Annotated in this window: 24 protein-coding genes; 21 read left to right on the top strand and 3 right to left on the bottom strand. The window is 48.8% G+C overall.

Translation table 11 applies throughout. From position 1 onward, the window contains the following. Positions 1-35: 35 nt before the first annotated feature. Positions 36-881 carry an SDR family oxidoreductase gene (locus ADS79_RS28825; RefSeq protein WP_049741891.1) on the bottom strand — a complete coding sequence of 282 codons (846 nt, stop codon included), beginning with the start codon at positions 879-881 and terminating at the stop codon, positions 36-38. A gap of 331 nt (positions 882-1,212) precedes the next feature. Here ADS79_RS28825 and coxB point away from each other — a divergent pair, with 331 nt between their 5' ends. Genes coxB through ADS79_RS28805 form a run of 4 tightly spaced genes read left to right on the top strand, consistent with a single transcriptional unit; the run spans position 1,213 to position 5,090 of the window. After that, positions 1,213-2,232: a cytochrome c oxidase subunit II gene (coxB, locus tag ADS79_RS28820; protein WP_049741890.1), complete on the top strand. Its 1,020-nt coding sequence runs from the start codon at positions 1,213-1,215 to the stop codon at positions 2,230-2,232. Positions 2,233-2,291: 59 nt separating this feature from the next. Further along, a complete protein-coding gene (gene ctaD, locus ADS79_RS28815) occupies positions 2,292-4,142 on the top strand; it encodes a cytochrome c oxidase subunit I (protein ID WP_049741889.1) in 1,851 nt (616 codons plus the stop codon). Next, the gene (locus ADS79_RS28810; protein ID WP_049741888.1) at positions 4,142-4,768 is read left to right on the top strand and encodes a cytochrome (ubi)quinol oxidase subunit III; all 627 of its coding nucleotides are present in this window, start codon (positions 4,142-4,144) and stop codon (positions 4,766-4,768) included. The genes ctaD and ADS79_RS28810 overlap by 1 nt, the downstream gene beginning before the upstream one ends. Positions 4,769-4,772: 4 nt before the next feature. After that, entirely contained in the window at positions 4,773-5,090 is a 318-nt protein-coding gene (locus ADS79_RS28805) for a cytochrome C oxidase subunit IV family protein (RefSeq protein ID WP_049741887.1), read from the top strand. A gap of 169 nt (positions 5,091-5,259) precedes the next feature. Here ADS79_RS28805 and ADS79_RS28800 read toward each other — a convergent pair whose 3' ends face one another. Further along, complete coding sequence (locus tag ADS79_RS28800) at positions 5,260-6,045, bottom strand: SDR family NAD(P)-dependent oxidoreductase (RefSeq protein ID WP_049741886.1); 786 nt, start codon at positions 6,043-6,045, stop codon at positions 5,260-5,262. Positions 6,046-6,152: 107 nt separating this feature from the next. Continuing rightward, positions 6,153-6,791, bottom strand: a complete 639-nt coding sequence (locus ADS79_RS28795; RefSeq protein ID WP_049742172.1) for a TetR/AcrR family transcriptional regulator — start codon at positions 6,789-6,791, stop codon at positions 6,153-6,155. Between the two features lie 292 nt (positions 6,792-7,083). On the opposite strand from ADS79_RS28795, the gene ADS79_RS28790 reads away from it, so the two are divergent. The 17 genes from ADS79_RS28790 to ADS79_RS28710 all read left to right on the top strand — a co-directional run bounded on the left by ADS79_RS28790 (position 7,084) and on the right by ADS79_RS28710 (position 22,230). Further along, complete coding sequence (locus ADS79_RS28790) at positions 7,084-7,383, top strand: EthD family reductase (protein ID WP_049742171.1); 300 nt, start codon at positions 7,084-7,086, stop codon at positions 7,381-7,383. A 2-nt stretch (positions 7,384-7,385) separates the two neighbouring features. After that, complete coding sequence (locus ADS79_RS28785) at positions 7,386-7,844, top strand: PaaI family thioesterase (RefSeq protein ID WP_049741885.1); 459 nt, start codon at positions 7,386-7,388, stop codon at positions 7,842-7,844. A gap of 97 nt (positions 7,845-7,941) precedes the next feature. Beyond that, the gene (locus ADS79_RS28780; RefSeq protein ID WP_049741884.1) at positions 7,942-8,328 is read left to right on the top strand and encodes a PaaI family thioesterase; all 387 of its coding nucleotides are present in this window, start codon (positions 7,942-7,944) and stop codon (positions 8,326-8,328) included. 33 nt (positions 8,329-8,361) lie between these two features. Then, complete coding sequence (locus tag ADS79_RS28775; RefSeq protein WP_049741883.1) at positions 8,362-9,147, top strand: enoyl-CoA hydratase-related protein; 786 nt, start codon at positions 8,362-8,364, stop codon at positions 9,145-9,147. A 51-nt stretch (positions 9,148-9,198) separates the two neighbouring features. Beyond that, on the top strand, positions 9,199-10,527 hold the full coding sequence (locus ADS79_RS28770; RefSeq protein ID WP_049741882.1) for a phenylacetate--CoA ligase family protein: 1,329 nt from the start codon (positions 9,199-9,201) through the stop codon (positions 10,525-10,527). A 57-nt stretch (positions 10,528-10,584) separates the two neighbouring features. Beyond that, the gene (locus ADS79_RS28765; protein ID WP_049741881.1) at positions 10,585-11,358 is read left to right on the top strand and encodes an enoyl-CoA hydratase-related protein; all 774 of its coding nucleotides are present in this window, start codon (positions 10,585-10,587) and stop codon (positions 11,356-11,358) included. Positions 11,359-11,367: 9 nt separating this feature from the next. Further along, a complete protein-coding gene (locus ADS79_RS28760) occupies positions 11,368-12,144 on the top strand; it encodes an enoyl-CoA hydratase-related protein (protein ID WP_049741880.1) in 777 nt (258 codons plus the stop codon). A 55-nt stretch (positions 12,145-12,199) separates the two neighbouring features. Beyond that, complete coding sequence (locus tag ADS79_RS28755; RefSeq protein WP_049741879.1) at positions 12,200-13,057, top strand: 3-hydroxyacyl-CoA dehydrogenase family protein; 858 nt, start codon at positions 12,200-12,202, stop codon at positions 13,055-13,057. After that, positions 13,041-13,796, top strand: coding sequence for a 3-hydroxyacyl-CoA dehydrogenase family protein (locus tag ADS79_RS28750; RefSeq protein WP_049741878.1), 756 nt, complete (start codon positions 13,041-13,043; stop codon positions 13,794-13,796). Before ADS79_RS28755 ends, ADS79_RS28750 begins: the two co-directional genes overlap by 17 nt. Beyond that, on the top strand, positions 13,796-14,992 hold the full coding sequence (locus ADS79_RS28745; RefSeq protein WP_049741877.1) for a thiolase family protein: 1,197 nt from the start codon (positions 13,796-13,798) through the stop codon (positions 14,990-14,992). Before ADS79_RS28750 ends, ADS79_RS28745 begins: the two co-directional genes overlap by 1 nt. 39 nt (positions 14,993-15,031) lie before the next feature. Continuing rightward, positions 15,032-16,231: a thiolase family protein gene (locus ADS79_RS28740; protein ID WP_049741876.1), complete on the top strand. Its 1,200-nt coding sequence runs from the start codon at positions 15,032-15,034 to the stop codon at positions 16,229-16,231. A gap of 367 nt (positions 16,232-16,598) precedes the next feature. Continuing rightward, on the top strand, positions 16,599-17,423 hold the full coding sequence (gene paaX, locus ADS79_RS28735) for a phenylacetic acid degradation operon negative regulatory protein PaaX (protein WP_049741875.1): 825 nt from the start codon (positions 16,599-16,601) through the stop codon (positions 17,421-17,423). Between the two features lie 130 nt (positions 17,424-17,553). Further along, positions 17,554-18,432: a branched-chain amino acid ABC transporter permease gene (locus tag ADS79_RS28730; protein ID WP_049741874.1), complete on the top strand. Its 879-nt coding sequence runs from the start codon at positions 17,554-17,556 to the stop codon at positions 18,430-18,432. Next, positions 18,432-19,451: a branched-chain amino acid ABC transporter permease gene (locus tag ADS79_RS28725; RefSeq protein ID WP_049741873.1), complete on the top strand. Its 1,020-nt coding sequence runs from the start codon at positions 18,432-18,434 to the stop codon at positions 19,449-19,451. Before ADS79_RS28730 ends, ADS79_RS28725 begins: the two co-directional genes overlap by 1 nt. Continuing rightward, positions 19,448-20,215 (top strand): ABC transporter ATP-binding protein, encoded by a 768-nt coding sequence (locus ADS79_RS28720; RefSeq protein ID WP_049741872.1) that lies wholly within the window; start codon positions 19,448-19,450, stop codon positions 20,213-20,215. Before ADS79_RS28725 ends, ADS79_RS28720 begins: the two co-directional genes overlap by 4 nt. Before the next feature lie 18 nt (positions 20,216-20,233). After that, the gene (locus ADS79_RS28715; protein WP_049742170.1) at positions 20,234-20,977 is read left to right on the top strand and encodes an ABC transporter ATP-binding protein; all 744 of its coding nucleotides are present in this window, start codon (positions 20,234-20,236) and stop codon (positions 20,975-20,977) included. Positions 20,978-21,015: 38 nt separating this feature from the next. Beyond that, on the top strand, positions 21,016-22,230 hold the full coding sequence (locus tag ADS79_RS28710) for an ABC transporter substrate-binding protein (protein WP_049741871.1): 1,215 nt from the start codon (positions 21,016-21,018) through the stop codon (positions 22,228-22,230). The last annotated feature ends 23 nt before the right edge of the window (positions 22,231-22,253 follow it).

The raw sequence follows: 22,253 nt of genomic DNA, 5'->3' as shown, positions 1-22,253 counted from the left end.
GAAAAGCAAGTGTGGCTTTCGGTGGGCACCCTTTTTCAGCGTGTTCTTTTTGCACGACGTACAAAAGATTCAATCCATTTCCACGGCAGCAAGCTTTTTGCTAGGATAGTAAAGCCTACTCCGCGCCCTACCGGATAGCGCAAGCGCGGATTTGGTGTTTTGGCGACACGGACGATCAGAGATACGACCTCTGCTGGATCAGCTGCTTGCTGCATGATGCTCTGGACGAGAGAGATCATTTGCTTCGTTTGTGCGGCGTAGGGAGAAAGCGAGTTGAGCGTTGTCTCCTGCATTCCTTTTTCCCAGATAGATGTTCGATAAGAGCCGGGCTCAATCAGTACAACACGCACATCATACGGAAGCATTTCCAGACGAAGAGCTTCACTGAAGCCCTCGATCGCATGCTTGGAAGCAGCATAGGGAGCAAGCCCGGGAAAGCCAAAGCGACCGCTGATACTGCTCAGGTTGATAATGGTGCCGCTTTTTCGCTCCCGCATATGGGGAAGAACCGCACGAGTAACATCGATGACGCCAAAGACATTGACATCAAACTGTCTGCGCCACTGCTCAGCGGAGATCTCTTCGACAAAGCCGCCAGAGGCATAGCCTGCATTGTTGACCAATAAATCAATTTGATGATGGGTAGCGATTATGGTGGAGATCGCCTCGCTGATTTGCTCGGCAGAAGTGACATCAAGCGGCAGCACTTCAATATGCTCGGTAACAGAACCCGCTTCTGCAAGTTTGTCAAGAGGGACACGTCTCGCTGGATCGCGCATGGTAGAAATTACCGTGTAACCAGCTCTGGCTAAAGCCACCGAAGTGAGCATTCCAAAGCCGCTAGAGGCACCTGTGACTACTGCTACAGGTCTATTTTGCATGTTTTTCTCCTTATTGATCCCTATTTTGGTCGCATTTCTCAGTAAAGTTCACAAATTTGTTCATAAATTTGTTAACAAAATGATAACAAATAGACTTTAGATTAAGGAAAATTTATGTATACTTAATATGGTTACCACGCAAGGGCAGAAGTGTATACCTATTCCTATTCTATTTGTTTTTGGAATGACTGCTAATACTTTTCCTGATTGGGTATTATAGTGGGGGAAAGTAAAAGAAAGCCATTCTTAGTCATCATGAAAGGGTATACAATTTTCTAGTTGCTAGCGTGGCTAGAACGTTACCAACACGAAGAAAGAGGGGTTCATTGGTATGAAGGGTTGGCAACAGCTTTGGCGTCAGCTTTCTCTTTTTGGTTTGCTGGCACTTGTCTTAACCGGTTGTGGCAAAGATGAGCTCTCCGCGCTCAAGCCTTCGGGTCCGGTTGCAGCAATGCAGTATGACTTGATGATGCTGTCCTCAGCAATCATGATCGGTGTCTTTGTTGTCGTAATGCTGATCTTTACGTACGTCCTTATCCGTTACCGTAAGCGTCCAGGACAACAAGGTATTCCAAAACAGGTAGAAGGCAATCATGCACTTGAAATTCTTTGGACTGTAATTCCTTTCTTGCTCCTGATTATCATGGCAATTCCAACCGTTACGACTGGTTTTGCACTTGGTAAGGTGTACTCAAAAGAAGAAGCCGTACAAGTTACGGTTACTGCTCACCAATTCTGGTGGGAATTTGAGTATCCAGAGCTTGGCGTTTCCACTGCACAAGACCTCGTACTCCCAGTTGGCAAAAAGGTTCAATTTAACGTGACCTCTGCTGACGTAATGCACGCATTCTGGATTCCTGCACTGGGCGGTAAAATCGATACGAACCCAGGACAAGAAAACAAAATTTGGCTGCAAGCAGATAAACCAGGCATTTACTATGGAAAATGCGCGGAGCTCTGTGGAGCGTCCCATGCCTTGATGGACTTCAAGGTAGAAGTAATGGAGCAAGCTGATTTTGACAAGTGGACAGCTGGCATGAAGGGCGTTCAGTCCGCAGATCCAGTAACCGCTACTGCTGCAGGTGCAGCACAAGGTCAAGAAATCTTCAATAAGAGCTGTCTGGGCTGTCATGCGATTGCTGGTAAAGGCGGCAAAATGGGTCCTAACCTGACTAACTTTGCAGATCGTGAGCGTGTAGCAGGTATTCTTGCTCATACTCCTGAGAATATTGCTGAGTGGTTGAAGGATCCTCAAAAGGTGAAGCCGGGCAATAACATGCCTAACCTGAACCTCGATGATGCTCAAGTGAAAGCGCTGGTTGACTACATGTCTACCCTCAGCGTGAAGTAACTACTACGTTAGTGATTTAGAATCGTCATAGGCAGTGACGCTTAAAAGGAGGTAAACCTGTGTCTGCACATGCTTCTCACGCACCCGCACCAAATCGCTCAGGGCTGTGGGATTGGCTCACGACAGTGGACCATAAGAAGATCGCGATCCTGTACTTGATTGCCGGCGGTATTTTCTTTCTAGCTGGTGGCCTCGAAGCCATGCTGATTCGTTTGCAATTGATGTACCCAGAGTCTTCTGTAATTGGTGCCAAAACGTTTAACGAAATGATCACCATGCACGGTACAACAATGATTTTCTTGGCAGCGATGCCTGTCATCTTTGCTCTGATGAACGCTGTTGTTCCTCTCCAAATCGGTGCACGCGACGTAGCATTCCCGTTTGTTAACTCACTCGGATTCTGGCTCTTCTTCTTCGGTGGAGTGCTGCTGAATACTAGCTGGTTCTTGGGCGGTGCGCCTGATGCTGGCTGGACGTCGTACACGACTTTGGCTTTGAATCAATATAGCGGCCACGGCGTAGATTTCTACGTATTGGGTCTGCAAATTGCAGGTATCGGTACGCTGATTGGTGGTATTAACTTCCTGGTTACCATCATCAACATGCGTGCTCCAGGTATGACATTTATGCGTATGCCAATGTTTACTTGGTCCGCGTTTATCACTTCTGGTTTGATCCTGTTCGCATTCCCGGCGATCACAGTCGGTCTGGTTCTGTTGATGTTTGACCGTCTGTTTGGCGGTAACTTCTTCAACCCAGATGCAGGTGGTAACGTTGTCATTTGGGAGCACTTGTTCTGGATCTTCGGTCACCCCGAAGTATATATCCTGATTCTCCCAGCTTTCGGTGTTATCTCTGAAATCGTTTCTACATTTGCAAGAAAGCGTCTGTTCGGTTACAGCTCCATGGTATTCGCTACTGCGCTGATCGGCTTCCTCGGCTTCATGGTGTGGGCTCACCATATGTTCACAACTGGTCTGGGTGCTATTGCCAACACGCTTTTCGGTCTGGCGACCATGTTGATTGCGGTACCTACAGGTATCAAAATCTTTAACTGGCTCTTGACCATGTGGGGCGGACAAATCCGTTTCACAACAGCAAATCTGTTTGCCGTAGGCTTCATTCCTACATTTACTATCGGTGGTATGACAGGGGTTATGCTCGCGATTCCAGCAGCTGACTACCAATACCATGACAGCTACTTCGTAGTTGCTCACTTCCACTACGTAATCGTTGGTGGTCTTGTATTCGGTCTTTTCGCAGGTCTGTACTACTGGTGGCCGAAAATGTTCGGTAAAATGCTGAACGAAACACTTGGGAAATGGAATTTCTGGACGTTCTTTATCGGCTTCCATTTGACCTTCTTCCCGCAGCACTTCCTAGGTCTGATGGGGATGCCACGCCGCGTCTTCACTTATCTCAAGGATCAAGACCTGGATGTTGGTAACTTTATTAGTACGATCGGTGCATTCGGAATGACGATCGGTACCATCCTGTTCCTCGTGAACTGTGTGGTAGCAGCTAAGAGCTCCAAGCGTGCTCCTGCTGACCCGTGGGATGGACGTACACTGGAATGGTCGATTCCTTCTCCTCCTCCAGAGTACAACTTTGCACAAACTCCGCTCGTTCGTGGTTTGGATGCATTGTGGATCGAAAAAATGGCTGGCAACAAAGGCATGACACCTGCTGAACCACTTGGTGACATTCACATGCCATCGCCATCGTTCTTGCCATTCCTGATGTCTCTCGGCCTGTTCATCGCTGGTTACGGTTTCATGTACCACGTTTACGTAGTCGTCGCAATCGGAATGCTCATTACATTCGCTTGTATGTTTGCTCGTTCGATTAAAGACGATCCAGGATATCATATTCATGAGGACGAAATCGAGGAGAAGGGGGTTAAGGCTTAATGGCTACACATCATGCAAATGCAGTATTGCCTGACGAACCGGAAAAAGCCACCCTTGAAGGCAAGAATAAAGTTCTTGGCTTCTGGCTCTTCCTTGGTGGGGAGACTGTTCTTTTCGGTTCCTTGTTCGCAACATTTATTGCACTTCGTGATCAAGCAAATGGCGGACCTACGTCCCAACAATTGTTTGACATGCCGTTGGTTGCTGCTGCAACACTCATCCTGCTTACCAGCTCGATGACAAGCGTTATGGCTACACTTGCGCTGCACAAGAAAGACCTGAAAAAGATTCAACTCTGGTTGACGATCACTGTATTGCTGGGGCTGGGCTTCCTTGCACTGGAGATTTATGAGTTCGTTCACTATGTGCACGAAGGACATAAGATATCATCAAGTGCATTCGGTTCTGCCTTCTATACATTGGTTGGTTTCCACGGGGGTCACGTGGCCTTCGGGATTATCTGGATCATTTTGTTGCAGGTTTCTGCAGTAAAAAAAGGCCTGACGGTAGTAACTGCTCCAAAGTTCTATCTGGCCAGCCTGTACTGGCACTTTATTGACGTAGTATGGGTATTCATCTTTACCGTTGTATATCTCATGGGTATGATCGGTGGAAAGGTGGGATAAATCTATGGGAGCACATGCTCATAATGAAGAGGTACGCAAGCCTAAAGTAAGACACGAAGGACCAAAGAGACACTTAGTTGCCTTTATTGGATCTCTCGTTTTGACGGCTCTGGCGTTTATCGCAGTAGCATTTGAAGTGATTCCGGCCGGATTTACCGTACCATTCATCGTTTTCTTGGCTTTTGTTCAAGCATTCTTTCAGCTGTTTGTTTGGATGCACATGGATCAAAAAGGCCATGAGTTTGCACGGATCAGCATTTTTGCGGGACTGTTCGTAATCCTGCTGGCGGTTATCGTATTCGTTTACTGGGTGTGGATCTAAACGCTCAGTGTATAAAGAAGAGGACAGACATTGCGTCTGTCCTTTTTTTTGTGAACGTATAAGAATTTATAAGCGCGGCGATTATGAATTCTGGAGCGCGTGGAAACTTTCCGCTAAAACGCGGTCGCACCACCTCGAAGAAGCCTCGATAGAGGTTTTCTTATCCGATTTATGAACGTGGACGCAGAGTACGTTCAACAATTCCTAACGTAAATTGACGAGGGAAAAATCGAGAAACTTGGGATACCAAATAATTTTGGCAACCGGAAATGATATGACTATGTCCTTTCTCAAGAGCTCTTAGCGCGTTTTTTACAACTGTGCTGGGGGTTTGTCTAGAACCAACGGATGCTTCGTTCGAGCCGACAATATCAAAGAATGAGGTTTCTGTTGCACCCGGACAAAGTGCAAGAACTCTAAGTCCTCGCTTTCGATTTTCGGCCCAAAGCGCTTCACTAAAGGACAGAACGAATGCTTTGGTTGCTCCATAAACCGCCATATAAGGATCGGGTTGAAAGGCAGCAGTGGATGAGACATTAATGATCCCGCCACCCTGATTACGTAACAGATCAGGCATAAATGCATGCGTAATATCTACTAAAGCAGTGACATTGAGCATCACTTCTTCATGTTGCCGTTCCCCTGAAACCTGATCAAAGTATCCGTAAGTGGCAAAGCCGGCATTATTGATTAAGAGATCGACTTTTAAATCATGGTTTTGAACCTCATGGAGTAAGGTTTGCGAAGCACCAGGAGTAGAAAGATCAAGAGCGATTACTATTGTCTTGATTTTGTATGTAGCAGCGAGCTTTGTAGCGAGTGCCTTTAACTTTGCTTCATTGCGAGCGACCAGAATGAGATTGCATTGTTTCTCTGCCAGCGAATAGGCGAACGCTTCACCAATACCGGATGAAGCACCTGTAATGAGAGCCGTTTTGTTTGAATAAGTGAACATACAATTAACCTCCATTAGTAACGATATTTTATTTCGGTAACATCGTTTCCGTTAGTGAATAATGAAGGGAAGCCATCATGGAAAATGGCTTCATCATACAGGGAGTTTTATTCCTGGACTGGAACTGTTGTAAAGGCAGCGAGCATCTTAGTAAGGGTAAACCGATAGACATCTTGAGCGACACTTGGCTGGGAGAAATGGCCTGCAAACTGAAGATGTATGACCCCGTGTAAAGTAGCCCAGAGCGTTTGGACGACCAATAGCGGATCATTCTTTTCGAGCTCGTCTTGCTCCATAGCACGTACAACGGTTTGCTGGATTCGTATGAGTGCAGTTGTAGTGCCCTCAAGACTTTTTTCATCTGGTTTAAAGTCTGATAAAGCCCCGCCGAACATCATTTTGTAATAGCTGGAATGTAGCTGTGAGAATTGCCAATAAGCAGAGCAAAGAGATTCCAGGTCATGAAGTGCTTTTGCTGTGACGGGAACTTGTTGAAAGGTTTCAGCTAATAGCCGACATCCATCCAAGTACATTTCATTGGCGAGACCATCTTTGTTGCCAAACATACTGTAAATGATTTTGGTTGAGCAGTTTAATTTCTGTGCAACACGGCGCACTGTCACTGACTCAGGACCTTCTTCTAAAAGGAGGAGACACGCGGCATCAATGACATTTTTACGAAGCACTTGCTGTTGTTGAAGCTTCACTTCCGAATAGGTTTTATAGGTATGGGGGTGATTAGACATCATGCAATACACTTCCTTACGTATTCGATGACGGAAACATTGTTACCTAATGAAATCATTGTATTTATTCAAAGAATCCTTGTCAATGATTAAAAATGGCAAAGCTGGTTCTGCTAGCTGTTTTCTGGCATAAGTAGGACTATAAGTGGACAGAGTTTTCATGCTTTTTTAAAAATACTTGCACCTGCTCAAAAGGCTTTATATAATAAAAATATAAACGTGCGTTAAAATAACGTTATATTAATTGCTCGTTACATGTTTACCTATATTGCAAAAGAAAGCAGGGATCATGATGGTGAAATTGGTGGCAATTTATCGTAAGCCTGAGGATATCGAAGCTTTTGACAAGCATTATTTCGAAGTGCATGGCCCGTTGGCAGAAAAAATGCCTGGCTTGATCAAGATGGAAGTGAGCAAAGTATACGGAACACCTATGGGTGAATCGGACCTCCATCTGATTGCAGAAATGTATTTTGAATCAAAAGAAGCTCTGGTGGAAGCGTTGTCATCTCCTGATGGTCGCGCAGCAGGAAAAGATCTGCGTGGATTTGCAGGTCCACTAGTATCCATGCATTTCGCTGAAGTGGTATAAGCATGAGCACGAAACAATACGTTGACGAACGAGAGCTTCACCGCAAGCACTACGATGAAATTTGCTCAAAGCTGAAGCAAGATCAATTCGCACAGTTTCTTGGGATCAAGCTGCTTGAGCTGGGAGAGGGAACGGCAACGGCAGAAGTGATTGTTGAGGATCACATGCTCAATGCACACGGTACCGCTCATGGTGCCATTATTTTCTCGCTGGCCGACTTTGTATTTGCAGCAGCCTGTAACTCATATGGAAAGACATCTGTTGCTTTATCCATGAACATTGGCTTTTTAGCAGCTGCTATGAAAGGTAACCGATTGGTAGCAACAGCGACAGAAGAGAAGAAAAATAACCGGACAGCGTGGTACCGAATTCGTGTGGAGTCTGAGCATGGCTTGGTAGCGACATTGGATGCGCTGGCTTATCGAAAGAGTGAATATTTCGTCCAGATCGACGAAGAATAGACGATAGAGATAGAGAACAGAGAGAGGAAGCCGAATGCCAGGTGCTAAGGCTCCTTTCACTGTTTTCAGCTGAAACAGGATAAAGGGGACACTAGACATGGCAGAGGAAAACCGTAATCGTTTCAACCACTACCTGGGCATAGAAATCGTGCACAGAGATGAACAGGGCTGCAAGGTAGCACTTAAGATTCGTCCGGACCTTTTTAATAGCATCGAAGGTGTTGTGCATGGAGGCGTAACGGCTACTTTGGCAGATGTGGCAATGGGACATGGTGCAGCGCCTCACATCAACGGCGTACAGCAGTGTGTCACTGTAGAGAGCAAAATTCAATATCTGTATCCAGCGCGCGGTGAGCTACTGGAGGCGGAGTCCAAGGTACTGAAACAGGGGAAAAGTCTGATCATAATGGAAGCACGCGTTACCTGTGATGGCAAGCTGGTTGCATTTGCTACTGGCACCTATGCACGGGTAGCGACAAAATAAAAGGTAAGCAGCAAGTCTTCGAGGAGGACCATGATGAGCCAGGATACTGTGCGCTTTGAACGCAATGGACATATAGGAATCATCACGCTGAACCGTCCGGATGAGCTGAATGCTCTCAATTACGAAACGTTGTCGCGCTTGGGTGAGTTTATCGAGCAGGTGCGTCTGGATTCAAAAGAGGTGCGAGTAGTCGTTGTTAAAGCAGAAGGCCGTGCATTTTGTGCAGGTGCTGATCTGAAGGAACGTCGGACGCTTAACGAGCAGCAGGTTCGTCGCAATGTTCGTAAGATTCGTGATGTATTTACCGCTCTGGAAAGATTGCCGCAGCCCACCATAGCCATGATAAACGGCTTTGCCTTTGGTGGAGGATTCGAGCTGGCACTTGCCTGTGATTTTCGCTACGCGGTAGCAGAAGCCAAGATGGGATTGACAGAAGTGAGCCTCGGAATTATTCCGGGTGCAGGCGGTACGCAGCGCCTGTCTCGACTGATTGGACCATCCAAAGCAAAGGAACTTATTTTGACAGCTCGAAAAATTACGGCTGCAGACGCTTTGGCGCTTGGCTTTGTAAATGGTGTAGCGGAGGACCTCGGCCAATTGGAAGCAATGGCAATAGGGCTTGCCAATGAGATTTTGGCAAACGCTCCGCTTGCGGTCTATCAGGCAAAATCGGCAATTGATCGTGGCTCCAGCGTCGATTTGCAAACGGGACTTGATGTGGAAACGATGTGCTATGAGGTCATTATTCCAACAAAAGACCGTCTGGAAGCACTGGAGGCATTCCGCGAAAAACGCAAGCCAGTCTTTTTGGGTGAATAGATAGGTAACGATTATTGAGCAAAAACGAAGATACAGAACGGGGGATGCGAAATGATTTTTAACATGGAGATGGAAGCGCTGTCAAGAGAGAAGATGACAGAACTCCAGCTGGGACGACTCAAGGAGACAGTCAAGCGGGTATACGAACGAGTTCCTTTTCACAAGGAAGCGATGGATGCAGCGGGAGTAAAGCCAGAGGATATTCAATCCATCGACGATATTCAAAAGCTTCCTTTTATGAAGAAAACGCATTTGCGCGAGAACTATCCCTTCAATCTGTTTGCTGTTGACATGAAGGAAGTCGCACGTATTCACGGATCATCTGGCACCAAAGGAAAACCAACCGTTGTCGGCTACACCAAAAAAGACCTGGAAAACTGGGCGGAAATCGTTGCGCGGGCTCTGTGCTGTGCGGGCGGAGAGCCAGGCGATATTTTTCATAACGCTTATGGCTACGGTTTGTTTACAGGTGGACTTGGCTTGCACAACGGGATTGAGCACATGGGAGCTGTAGCTGTACCGGTGTCAGGTGGGAACACCTCTCGTCAAATCACACTGATCGAAGATTTCAAACCTCGCGGATTGGCAGCTACGCCTTCTTACGTGCTAAACATCGTTGAGGAAATGAAAAAAATGGGTATCAACCCACGTGAGACGAGCGTCAAGTATGGCATTTTCGGAGCAGAGCCATGGTCTGAGGAAATGCGCGTACAGCTGGAGGAAGCTCTCGATATTAAAGCGGTTGATATTTACGGTCTCTCGGAGGTAATGGGACCAGGCGTGTCTATCGAATGTCATGAGGTGCAGGACGGTCTGCATATTGCAGAAGACCATTTCTTGGCGGAAATCATTGATCCAAATACGGGAGAAGTGCTGCCATATGGTCAAGAAGGCGAGCTTGTCTTCACTTCCTTGACGAAGGAAGCTTTCCCAGTCGTTCGTTATCGCACGGGTGATATCGCATCGCTTAACCCAGAGCCGTGCAAATGCGGTCGTACAACCATGCGCATGTCCCGTATCAAAGGCCGTGTGGATGACATGCTGATCATTCGTGGCGTGAATGTTTTCCCGACTGAGATTGAATCCGTCTTGCTTACATTCGAACAGCTATCACCACAATACCAGGTAGTGATTGAGCGTGATGGGGCACTTGATCGATTCGAGGTTCACTGTGAACTGAATCAGGAGTATGCAAATGAAATTGCAGGAAATGAAAATGCTGCTCTTGCGCCATTAGTCAAAGAGATCGGGCATATGATTAAAAATACGTTAGGTGTATCTGTTGTGCTGCGTATTTTGCCGCCAAACTCTCTAATCCGCAGCGAAAGCAAAGCGATTCGCGTAGTCGATAATCGCAACAAATCGCAAGCAGCTATTTAACGAGATAGCGAGAGGGCAATCCAAATCGTCGTGTCTGGGGAAAGGTGTGAACTGCTCTTGTCATATGAATACATCACGGTAGCAAGCGATGAAGCTGTAGGAGTGATTACGCTCAATCGTCCGAAAATTCTCAACGCACTAAATTTGCAGTTGATTAATGAGCTGGTAGAAGCGATGGAGCAGTTTGACCACGACCCATCCATCGGCGCGATCCTGCTCACAGGCAATGAACGAGCTTTTGCTGCTGGGGCAGATATCAATGAAATGGCAGATGCGTCAGCTGTTGAGATTATGAAAAGAGACCAGTTTGCCGTATGGGATCGCATGTCACGCATATCCAAGCCGATTATTGGTGCGGTAAGTGGCTTCGTTCTTGGCGGGGGCTGTGAATTGATGATGAACTGCGACATTGTGATTGCGTCTGAGACAGCCGTAATCGGACAACCGGAAATCAATCTCGGAGTCATGCCAGGAGCAGGTGGGACACAGCGTCTGACCCGCGCGGTCGGCCTGCGTAAAGCAATGGAAATGCTGCTCACAGGTGATTCCATCTCCGCAAAAGAAGCGTGGCAGTATGGCTTAGTGAACCGTGTCGTACCTGTGGAAGCCTGCTTTAGTGAGGCGCTCAAGCTGGCGAAACGAATCTCCAGGCAAGCACCGCTCGCTGTCCAGGTCATCAAAAAAACCGTGCACAAGGCAGAAGACTTGCCGCTCCAAGAAGGCATGGATTACGAGCGAAACAGTTTTTATTTGCTGCTGGCAAGCGAAGATCGGAAGGAAGGGATGCAAGCCTTCCTGGAAAAACGCAAACCCCGGTTTACGGGTAATTAGGAGGCAGCCATGTACGAAACGATCCTCTACGAAGTATCCGAAGGTGTCGCAGTCATTACGATGAACCGCCCAGAAAAATTCAATGCATTTACGGAACAGATGAACAAAGAAATCACGGCTGCTCTGAAGCAGGCACAAAAGTCTCCGGAAGTACGCTGCATTTTGTTCACAGGTGCGGGAAGGGCGTTTAATGCCGGACAGGACCTGGGAGATGTGTCGGGTGGGAATGTAGACTTTGGCGGATTTTTGCGGAAACGCTACAATCCGATGATTCTGCAATTCCAGAAAACCGAGAAACCAATCGTAGCTGCCATTAATGGCGTAGCAGCAGGGGCAGGGTTGAGCGTAGCACTGGCTTGCGATATCCGTCTCGCATCGGAAAAGGCGTCGCTCGTCAATGCATTCGTCAACATCGGTTTGGTGCCTGACTCCGGGGGATGCTATTTCCTGCCGCGCATCGTTGGAATCGGGAAAGCGCTGGAGCTGGCGATGACTGGCGAGAAAATCTCCGCAGAGGAAGCGCTGCGTATTGGCCTGATCAATCAAGTATATCCGGCTGAATCTTTCCAGGATGATGCGATGGCGTATGCACGAAAATTGGCGTCACTGCCTACACGAGGAATCGGCCTGATCAAGCGGACTATGTACAAGGGTCTCGAAATGGGACTGGAAGAAACCTTGGAATATGAAGCATTTGCTCAGGATGCAGCGGGCAGTACAGAAGATCACAAAGAAGGGGTTACAGCTTTTATGGAGAAACGTGCCCCTCGCTTTACAGGTCAATAAAACGCGCCGCGCTTATTAATGCGCCTACACCAGGCAAAAAGAGAGGGATCAGCGAGTGGAAACGAGAACTGTCGGTGTCATCGGTGCTGGAACGATGGGAGCGGGTATCGCTCTCGTCTGCGGCCGCAAAGGACATCATGTAAAGCTATTGGATGCAAATCAAGCCGTTCTGGACAAAGCACAGAGCTATCTGCAATCCATCCTGACCAAGGATGTGGAAAAAGGAAAAATCAGTGAACAGCAAAAAAAAGACACGCTGGAGAAAATGAATCTCGTCTCGGACATGGGACAGCTGGCTGATTGTGACATCGTGATCGAAGCAGTGCCGGAGCGGCTGGATCTGAAAAAGACCATCTTTGGGGAACTCTCACGAATTTGTAAAAGCAATGCACTGCTTTTGACCAATACCTCCTCGATCTCCATAACGGAAATTGCGGGAGGCTTGCCACACCCCGAGCGTATTCTCGGGTTTCATTTCTTCAATCCAGCACCCGTCATGCCTTTGGTTGAGGTCATTCGCGGGAAGAAATCCAGCGAAGAAAATGTGGAGCAGGCATACCGCTTTGCCGAGCAGCTGGGGAAGGTGCCGGTTCTCGTAACAGATACACCGGGCTTCATCGTCAACCGGATCGCTCGCCCCTATTATAATGAAGCGTTGCGTATTCTCGGCGACCATGTAGCGAATATCGAACAGATTGATCGAATCATGAAGCTGGCTGGTGGATTCAAAATGGGTCCTTTTCAGCTGCAGGACATGATCGGAATCGATATCAATTTCGCTACGACCCAATCGGTATATTCCGATTTCTTCCACGAAGGACGATTCAAGCCTAGCCGGATTCAACAGCGAATGGTACAGGCCGGCAGCCTGGGCAGAAAGACGGGGGAAGGCTTCTATGACTACAGCAAATAAGGCGGTTTTGCTTACGGGTGACAGCCCGCTCTATGCAGAATTGCATAAATTATTAATAGATAAAGGGTATTCGGTGTTGTCCTTTGAGGACGCGACGAGTGCACCCCAAGCAGTATCAATGGCAGTAGAAGTAAACAGTGTCGATCTGGAAGCAAAGAAACAACAGCTTTGTGATCTGGATCAGCTGCTTGCTGCCCATGTACCAATCATCACTACATCGCTGGCGATCACTGCGACTGAGGCTGCTTCCTGGACGGAGCATCCTGAGAGAGTGTGCGGGTTTGGTACACTCGTGCCTTTGGCGGAGCGTGAGCTGATCGAAATTGCTCCTGCACTCCAAACAGAAGAGGCAGCCATTGCAGCGGCAGTGTCCCTCTTTCAAACGCTGGATAAAGAGACGGAAATCGTAGAGGACGAGGTTGGTCTCGTATTTCCGCGTATCCTGTCACTGATTATCAACGAAGCAGCCTTTGCTTTGATGGAAAAAGCAGCAACCCCGCAAGATATCGACACCGCCATGAAAAAAGGAACGAACTATCCATACGGTCCACTGGAATGGGCAGATCGGATCGGACTGGATGAAATTTACGCGATTTCCCGTGGCTTGCAGCGCGATCTTGCAGAAGAGCGCTATCGTACGGCACCGCTTCTGCGAAAGCTAGTGCTCGCCAAGCGGGTAGGAGTAAGAAGCGGGCAAGGCTTTTATCAGTATGGCAGTGCAGAGGAGTGTGAAAAGTGATGCAGGCACGTAAGGATGTTTATGTGGCGGCAGCTGTTCGCACGCCAATCGGCAAGCTGGGTGGGAGTCTGAAAAACACCCCGATAGATGATTTGACTGCAATTGTTTTGGACAGTGCGCTGAAGCGGGCAGGACAGGCAGGAGAAGCGGTTGATGGAGTCATCATGGGAAACGTGATTTCTGCGGGACCTTTTATTAACATTGCTCGTGTTGGACTTTTGAAAGCCGGACTGCCAGAAACCGTACCTGGTCTGACTGTAAACCGTGTATGTGCGTCGGGGCTGGAGGCGATCAATCTGGCGGCACAGTCTATTCAGGCTGGGCATAGCAGCGTCATGCTCGCTGGTGGCGTGGAGAACCTGACACGCTCGCCCTATATTATGGAAAAATTCGAGCAGCCTTTTCAGCGTGGTGGACAAACCTTGATGGAATCATTCGGTGGTCCGCGTTCGGCACCTGTTTCGATTTATGGAGAACTGACGATGGGCGATACGGCAGAAAATGTAGCAGAGCGATATGGCATCAGCCGCGAGGATCAGGATCAATTTGCGGCGGAAAGTCAGAGACGCGCGATTGCTGCCATCGATGAAGGCCGTTTTCGTGAGGAGATCATTCCTGTCACGCTGCGTGGTAAAAAAGGAGAAGAGACGATCTTTGACACGGATGAGTTCCCGCGTCGTGATTCCAGTGTAGAGTCGCTTGCGAAGCTGCGTCCTGCATTTCGCAAAAACGGCAGCGTCACAGCAGGCAATTCTTCCGGAATCAATGATGGGGCAGCCGCTCTTCTTTTAATGAGTGAGGAAAAGCTGAATGAATCTGGTCTCGCCCCATTGGGACGGATTGTTCATTTCGTAAGCGCTGGCGTAGACCCCCGCATTATGGGAATCGGGCCTGTAGCAGCGATTCAAAAGCTGCTTGCTGATGTAAATATGACGATCGATGAGATTGATCTTTTTGAACTAAACGAAGCCTTTGCTTCTCAAGCTCTCGCGTGCATGCGCGAGCTGGGGCTGTCGCCTGATAAGACCAATGTAAATGGTGGAGCGATTGCACTGGGACATCCACTTGGGTGCAGCGGTGCGCGACTGGCAGGAACGATCCTGTACGAATTACGTCGCCGCAAAAAACGCTATGGCATTGTTTCGTTGTGCATTGGCGGAGGACAAGGATTGGCTACGCTGGTGGAAGCCCTGTAACGGTAAGAAAAATAAATGGCCCCGATGGAGGCGTTGGAGATGAACATACCTGTAATTGTAGATGCTGTGCGGACACCCATTGGACGCATTGGCGGAGCATTGAAGGACGTGCGCCCGGATGATCTGGGGGCGCTTGTGATTCGCAAGCTGCTGGAGCGCAATCCGATCGATCCCGTGAGCATCGATGATGTTATTTTTGGCTGTGCGAATCAGGCGGGCGAGGATAATCGCAACGTAGCTCGCATGTCTTTGCTGCTCGCTGGAGTGCCTGTTGATGTTCCAGGTGTTACGGTGAACCGTTTGTGCGGATCAGGTCTGGAAGCGGTCAATCAAAGCGCCAATGCGATTAAAGCGGGTGCGGGACACGTCTATATTGCTGGCGGGACAGAAAGCATGACACGCTCGCCACTGGTCATGATGAAGCCGGGTACGGCTTTTCAGCGTGGCAATCAGCAATTGGTAGACACTACGCTGGGCTGGAGACTAGTGAACGAAAAGATGGTGGAAATGTATCCGCCAATCAGCCTGGGTGAAACTGCGGAGAACGTAGCAGAACAGCATCTCATCAGCCGGGAGGATCAGGATGCATTTGCTTTGCGCAGTCAGCAAAACTATGCACGTGCACTCGCAGAAGGCAAATGGGAGGCAGAAATTGTTCCTGTGGAGCTGCGTGGACGCAAAGGCGAGGTCTCTTATTTTGACCGCGATGAGCATGCCCGTCCGGAAACGACGATCGAGCAGCTGCAAAAGCTGAAGCCGGCATTTAAGCAGGACGGCTCGGTAACAGCGGGTAATTCCAGCGGTCTCAATGACGGGGCAAGCGCGCTGTTGATCATGGAACAAGAGACAGCGCTGCAAGCAGGTTTGAAGCCGCGGGCGCGTATCGTTGCTTCTGCTGTGGCAGGTGTTGATCCTTCCATCATGGGCATTGGGCCCGTACCAGCGACGCGTAAGGTGCTGAAGCAGGCAGGTCTTGCGATCGATCAGATTGATTTGTTTGAGTTCAATGAAGCATTTGCAGCACAGGCCGTGGCAAGCGTACGAGAGCTGGGAGTCGATCCGGACCGCGTCAATGTAAACGGTGGAGCCATCGCTTTGGGCCACCCGCTCGGATGCAGCGGAGCGCGTATTATGACAACCCTGCTGTACGAAATGGAACGACGTGAAGCTCGTTATGGTCTTGCTGCGATGTGCATTGGGGTAGGCCAAGGCATTGCGACAATTATTGAGCGAGTATAATCCGATCATGAGCAGATAAAAGGGGGGAGCAGATGCTCCCTGCCTTTTTGAACGTATGCGAATGTATAAGTATGAAGCTAATAAATTCTGGAGCGCATGACAAGGTACCTCAGCGTCAGCTCCCCGTATTTCTTCGGTACACCTTCCTCAGTGAGTAGGCCTTGTTCGATTTCTAATTGACCTTAAAATTTTGAAAAAAATAAATTGTAGCAAAAAAATTGACTATTGTGAAACGTTCTACTATAATGACGTTACAAATACGTAATACGTTTTTGTGTTATGTATTCTAGGTCGATTACACGCTAGCAAAAGTTATGGTACAATTTCACAGCATAGAGGTAAGAATCGATCTGGGGGTTGAAGAAACGTGAAGCCACAATCCATGCTGTTCACCATTTACGGTGACTACGTTCGCCACTATGGCAATGAAATCTGGATTGGTAGTTTGACCCGCCTGATGGGGGAGTTTGGTCTGTCTGAGCCTGCGGTTCGTGCCGCAATCTCACGGATGCTCCGCCAAGGCTGGCTGGAATCAAGAAAAATAGGGAATCGCAGCTATTACTCCGTTTCCGAGCGCGGTAAAAAACGTTTGGAGGAGGCAGCGGCTCGTATCTACAAGGTAGAGTCAGATCTGTGGGATGGAAAATGGTGCATTGCGAGCTACAACATTCCTGAAGAGCGCCGTGCGCTGAGAGATCAATTGCGCAAGGAGCTGGGATGGATGGGCTTCGGTATGTTGACGACCAGCACCTGGATCAGCCCGAACAATTTGGCTGATCGGATCAAGGAGCTGACAGAGGCGCATGAAATCACCGAGTATGTCGAAATCTTTTCTGCGGATCACCTTGGGTGGAGCGATCCGAAGCAGCTGGTGCAAAAGTGCTGGAACATCGAGGAGATCAATGCGAAGTACCGAGAGTTCATCGACGCTTATCGTGCCGAGTACGAGGCGCTGGGTGAGAAGCTCAGCCTACGCGAAGAAGTTGCTGACAGCCACTGCTTTGTAGAGAAGACCAAGCTGGTTCACCAATATCGCAAATTCTTATTTATTGATCCAGATTTGCCACTGGAGTTATTGCCAGAGCTTTGGTTAGGGAAAGAAGCGGACGAGCTGTTCCAAAACTACTATCAGATGCTGAATCCAGGGGCTGTTCGATTCTTCGAAACGGTGTACGAGGGAGCACCACATTAGGTGGCGACCAAGACAAGAGGCGCCCTAGAAAGCCTAGGGCCTTTTTTGTGAGAGTATTTTCCAAAAATTTAAATGTAAGCGTTTTACTTGGAAAAGAAAGAGACGCGTTACCAAGGGGGTTCAAAACAACATGACGGAGTTGCTTCAATATGTTGCAAACGGTCTGGTTAGTGGCGGGATTTACGCCATCGTCGCGGTTGGCTTCATCACTATTTACAACGTCAGCAAAGTAATTAATTTGGCACAGGGCGAATTTTTAATGCTGGGCGGTATGGTTACAGTCGCCATGATCGGGCTAGAGGTGCCATATGCATTAGCTGCACTACTGGCCATCCTGCTCGTTACACTAATCGGCGTGCTGATGCAAAAGTATGTAATCGCTTATGTGAAAAAGGCCAGTCCTATTAGTCTGATAATTCTAACAATAGGGATTTCAACTTTAATTCGTGGGTTAGCAAGCTTGATTTGGGGAAAGGATGCATTTGCTCTTGCCCCGATTACAAGCAACGAACCAATCACTGTTGCAGGAGTGACGATTGCAGTGCAGAGTGTATGGATCCTGGCAGCCGTCCTCATTATTTTGCTTTTGCTCTGGTACTTGATGGACAAAACCATTTTGGGTAAGAAAATTAACGCTTGTTCGATCAATCCGATGGCTGCTCGCTTGATGGGGATTAGTCCGGCAAAGATGAGCATGCTGGCATTCGGGATTAGCGGAGCTACTGGAGCGATAGCAGGGATTGTCATCGCACCGCTGAGTGTAACCTCCTACGACATTGGTGTGCTGCTTGGAATCAAAGGTTTTTCCGCTGCCATTCTTGGTGGGCTGGGCAACCCGCTCGGAGCAGCAGTCGCAGCATTTTTACTCGGCATTGTTGAATCACTTGGGGCTGGCTACATCAGCTCCGGCATGAAAGACGCGATTGCGTTTCTAGTGTTGATTGGCGTGCTCTTGATTAAGCCATCGGGCATCTTTGGAGAACGAAGCGTAGGGAAAGGAGGGCTATGATGAAACACGTTATCGACAAATGGGGCAAAAGCATCTTCGTTTATCTCATCCTGATGATTGTCTTTCCTTTCGTGATGCCAGATGAGTATTATCGCTCGGTTGGAATCATCATCGGTCTTCAAGCGATTGTAGCGATCGGGCTGTGCCTTGTGATGGGGCTAGCGGGACAAATCTCCTTGGGACAAGCTGCTTTTTGGGGAATCGGTGCCTATACGTCAGCGGTATTGACTACCAAATACGGTCTTCCGGTAGGAGTAGGCTTGATTGCATCAGCAATCGTACCCGCACTCTTTGCCTTTATCCTCGGTAGAGCGATTGCTGGCTTGCAGGGCTACTACCTGGCGATGGCGACCCTTGCTTTTGGATATATCGTACAGATTGGAATCTCGGAGTGGGATTCGGTAACAGGCGGAGCAAGCGGAATGATCAGTATCCCGAAAATTACGTTCTTCGGAGATAGCGAGCTTTCGATGTACTACCTCATTTGGGGTGTAGTCACCTGTGTACTGCTCTTTTCCCTGAATCTATTAAATTCCCGCGTCGGCCGCGCTTTCCGTGCGATCCATAAAAGTGAAATCGCGGCAACCTCGATGGGGATTAATGTTCGTAAATTCAAGCTGAACGCATTTGTCGTGAGCGGGATGTTTGCGGGTATCTCTGGCGGCTTGTATGCGCATTACATCGGGATTCTTGACCCACAGCCATTCGGTTTGCACGAGTCAATCAAATTTTTGACGATGGTCGTGATTGGCGGGATGACGAGCATCTGGGGGGCACTGGTCGGCACGCTGTTGATCGGCTCGATCAGTGAGGGACTCGTGCTCATGAGCGAAGTCATTCCTGGCCTGCAAGGCGACATCGACACGATTGTCTTTGGCGGAATTCTGGTCTTGATCGTTATGTTCATGCCAGAGGGATTGGTACCGCGCATTCGGACTGCTTACGAAAAGGCGCAGGCGAAGAAGCGCAAGGCGAGCACAGTCGAGACACAAACCGTGGAAAGGAAGGCGACAACATGACGACTCTGTTGGAGGTACAAGCCCTTTCACGTGACTTTGGCGGTGTGCGAGCTGTCGACAAGGTTGATTTTTCGGTGAACGAAGGCGAGATTTTGGCGCTGATTGGTCCGAATGGTGCCGGGAAAAGCACGGTGCTCAACATGGTATCGGGTGTTATCCCACCCTCGGAGGGCGAGATTCGATTCAGCAAGCAGCCTTTGACCAAGGTTGCTGGCTATGACTATGCGGGGCTCGGTATTACGCGAACCTTTCAAAATCTCCAGACCTTTGACGATATGACTGTCCTAGAAAACGTCATGGTCGGCATGCATACGAAGTCGAGTGCAAGCCTTTTCTCTTGCGGGATGAATCTGGGAAGTGCGCGCAAGGAAGAGCGGCTGATGGAGGAGCGGGCAAAGGAATGGCTGGCGCAGGTTGGTCTATCGCAGCTGAGAACCTCGCTTGCAGGCAGTCTGCCATACGGAAAGCTGCGTTTGATGGAAATCGCGCGGGCGATGGTAGCTGAGCCCAGGCTGCTGCTTTTGGACGAGCCGGCAGCAGGCTTGAATCATACGGAAACGGCTGATATGAGCAGCATGTTCCAGAAAATCAGGGAAAACGGGACAGCGATTCTGTTGGTTGAGCATGACATGGACATGATTATGTCTATCGCTGATCGCATCGTTGTTTTGGACCAAGGGGAAAAGATCGCGGAAGGAACACCGCGCGAAATCCAGGAGAATCCGAGAGTGATTGCGGCGTATCTCGGAACTGAGGAAGCGTAGAAGAGTGGGGTGACAAAAGTGGCGAATGTGATTTTACAGGCAGAAAACATCGTTGCACGCTACGGTCCCGTAGAGGTGCTTCATGGAATCAATCTGAACGTAAAGGAAGGGGAAATCGTCTCTTTGCTCGGGTCCAATGGTGCAGGCAAGACGACGCTGCTCAACTGTATTTGTGGTCTGCACAGCTCCAAAGAGGGCAAGGTCCGGTTCCGAGGAGAGGAAATTACGAAAGTGCCTGCGGAGCTGGTTGTCAGCCGAGGCATGGCTCACGTACCCGAGCGGAGGCAAATCTTTTCTACGATGACCGTAGAGGACAATCTGTGGCTAGGTGCTTCCCATCGCATGCCGAAGACGAGCAAAAAGGAAATCGCCAAAGAAATGGAGACTGTCTATCAGCGCTTTCCGATTCTAGCGGAGCGCAAGTGGCAGATGGGTGGAACACTCTCCGGTGGACAGCAGCAAATGCTGGCGATTGGCAGAGCGTTGCTATCACGTCCGCAGTTGTTGCTTCTGGATGAACCCTCTCTAGGGCTGGCGCCATTGATCGCCAAGGAAATCTTGACAATTGTACAGGAAATTCGTGCTGAATGGGGCACTACGGTCCTTTTAGTCGAGCAAAATGCTCGGGCAGCACTCGCCATATCTGATCGTGCCTACGTCCTGAGCACGGGTACAGTGATGCTGGAAGGCACTTCCGAAGAAATAATGAACGATCCTCGTGTGCAATCTGCTTATTTGGGTCATGCCCATGAAGCAGTTTGACAAATAAAAAAGCAACGAGATATCAAGGGGGCCCTACGATGAAAAAGAACCACAAAACAAAATGGTTATTCCCGTTTGCACTCGCTTCTTTCGTTCTGTTGAGTGCATGTGGCGGGGGCGTGAAGCCTGCTTCTGAGGCGGCGCCAGCAGCTGGAGGACAAGCAGCACAGACCGAGAGCGCAAGCAAAGATCCAATCCGCGTGGGAGCGATCTTTTCCATGACGGGTCCGAATAGCCCACTCGGCGTTCCGGAAAAACAAGCGGTAGAATTGTTGGTCAAAGAGCTCAACGGCGCTGGCGGTGTAGATGGTCATCCGATCGAGGTGATTTTTGAGGATGACAAATCGGACAACACAGAAGCCGTAAAAGCAATCAAAAAGCTCGTATCCAAAGAAAAGGTAGTAGCGGTACTAGGTTCATCCGGTAGTGGTCCATCCCTCGGTATGGCGGAATTTGCCTCAGCAGAAAAGCTACCTCTCATTTCCATGGCCGCTGCTGACCAAATCACCAATCCGGTTCGTGCTGGTATTTACAAGACACCACATACAGATGCACATGGAACCAAGCGCATCTTTTCCTATTTAAAAGAAAAAGGAATCACCAAAATCGCAACGCTCAATGACAGCAATCCATATGGCAGTGGCTGGACACAGCAATTGCAAAAGTATGCGCCTGAATACGGCATCACGATCGTAGCCGAGGAAAAGTACGGCACAAAAGATCCATCGATGAGCTCCCAATTAACCAAAATCAAGGGAACCGATGCACAAGCGCTGATCGTAGCTGGAACTAATCCGGGACCTGCAACGATTGTAAAAGAAGCAAAGCAATTAAACCTGTCCATTCCGATTATCTCAAGCCACGGTTCTGCTAACAGCAAGTTCCTGGAGCTGGTAGGCGACGCAGGTAACGGCGTTTTGATGGTAGCAGGTAAGCTGCTCGTTCCTGATCAAGTAGACGCAAACGACCCACAGTCTGCCATTATCAAAAAGTTCGTAGATGGCTACCAGGCTGCCTATAAATCTGAGCCGGACGGTTTTGCTGGCTATGGCTACGACGGCTTGAACATATTGGTAGAAGGTTTGAAGCAGGCTGGAGGAGATGCTTCCAAGCTTGGCGAGGTATTGGAAAAAGTAAATTATGTAGGGGTAACAGGGGAGTTCAAGTTCTCGGCGGAAGACCACAACGGCTTGACAGAAGACAGCATGATCATGGTTGAAGTGAAGGACGGCAAATTCCAGATCCTGAAATAACGAAAAAACGCATGCTACGACGA

This window comes from Brevibacillus reuszeri (assembly GCF_001187725.1).
GTDB classification, from domain to species: Bacteria; Bacillota; Bacilli; order Brevibacillales; family Brevibacillaceae; genus Brevibacillus; species Brevibacillus reuszeri.
The sequence above is the reverse complement of the archived record's forward strand: the minus strand, read 5'-3'. Positions and strand labels throughout refer to the sequence as shown.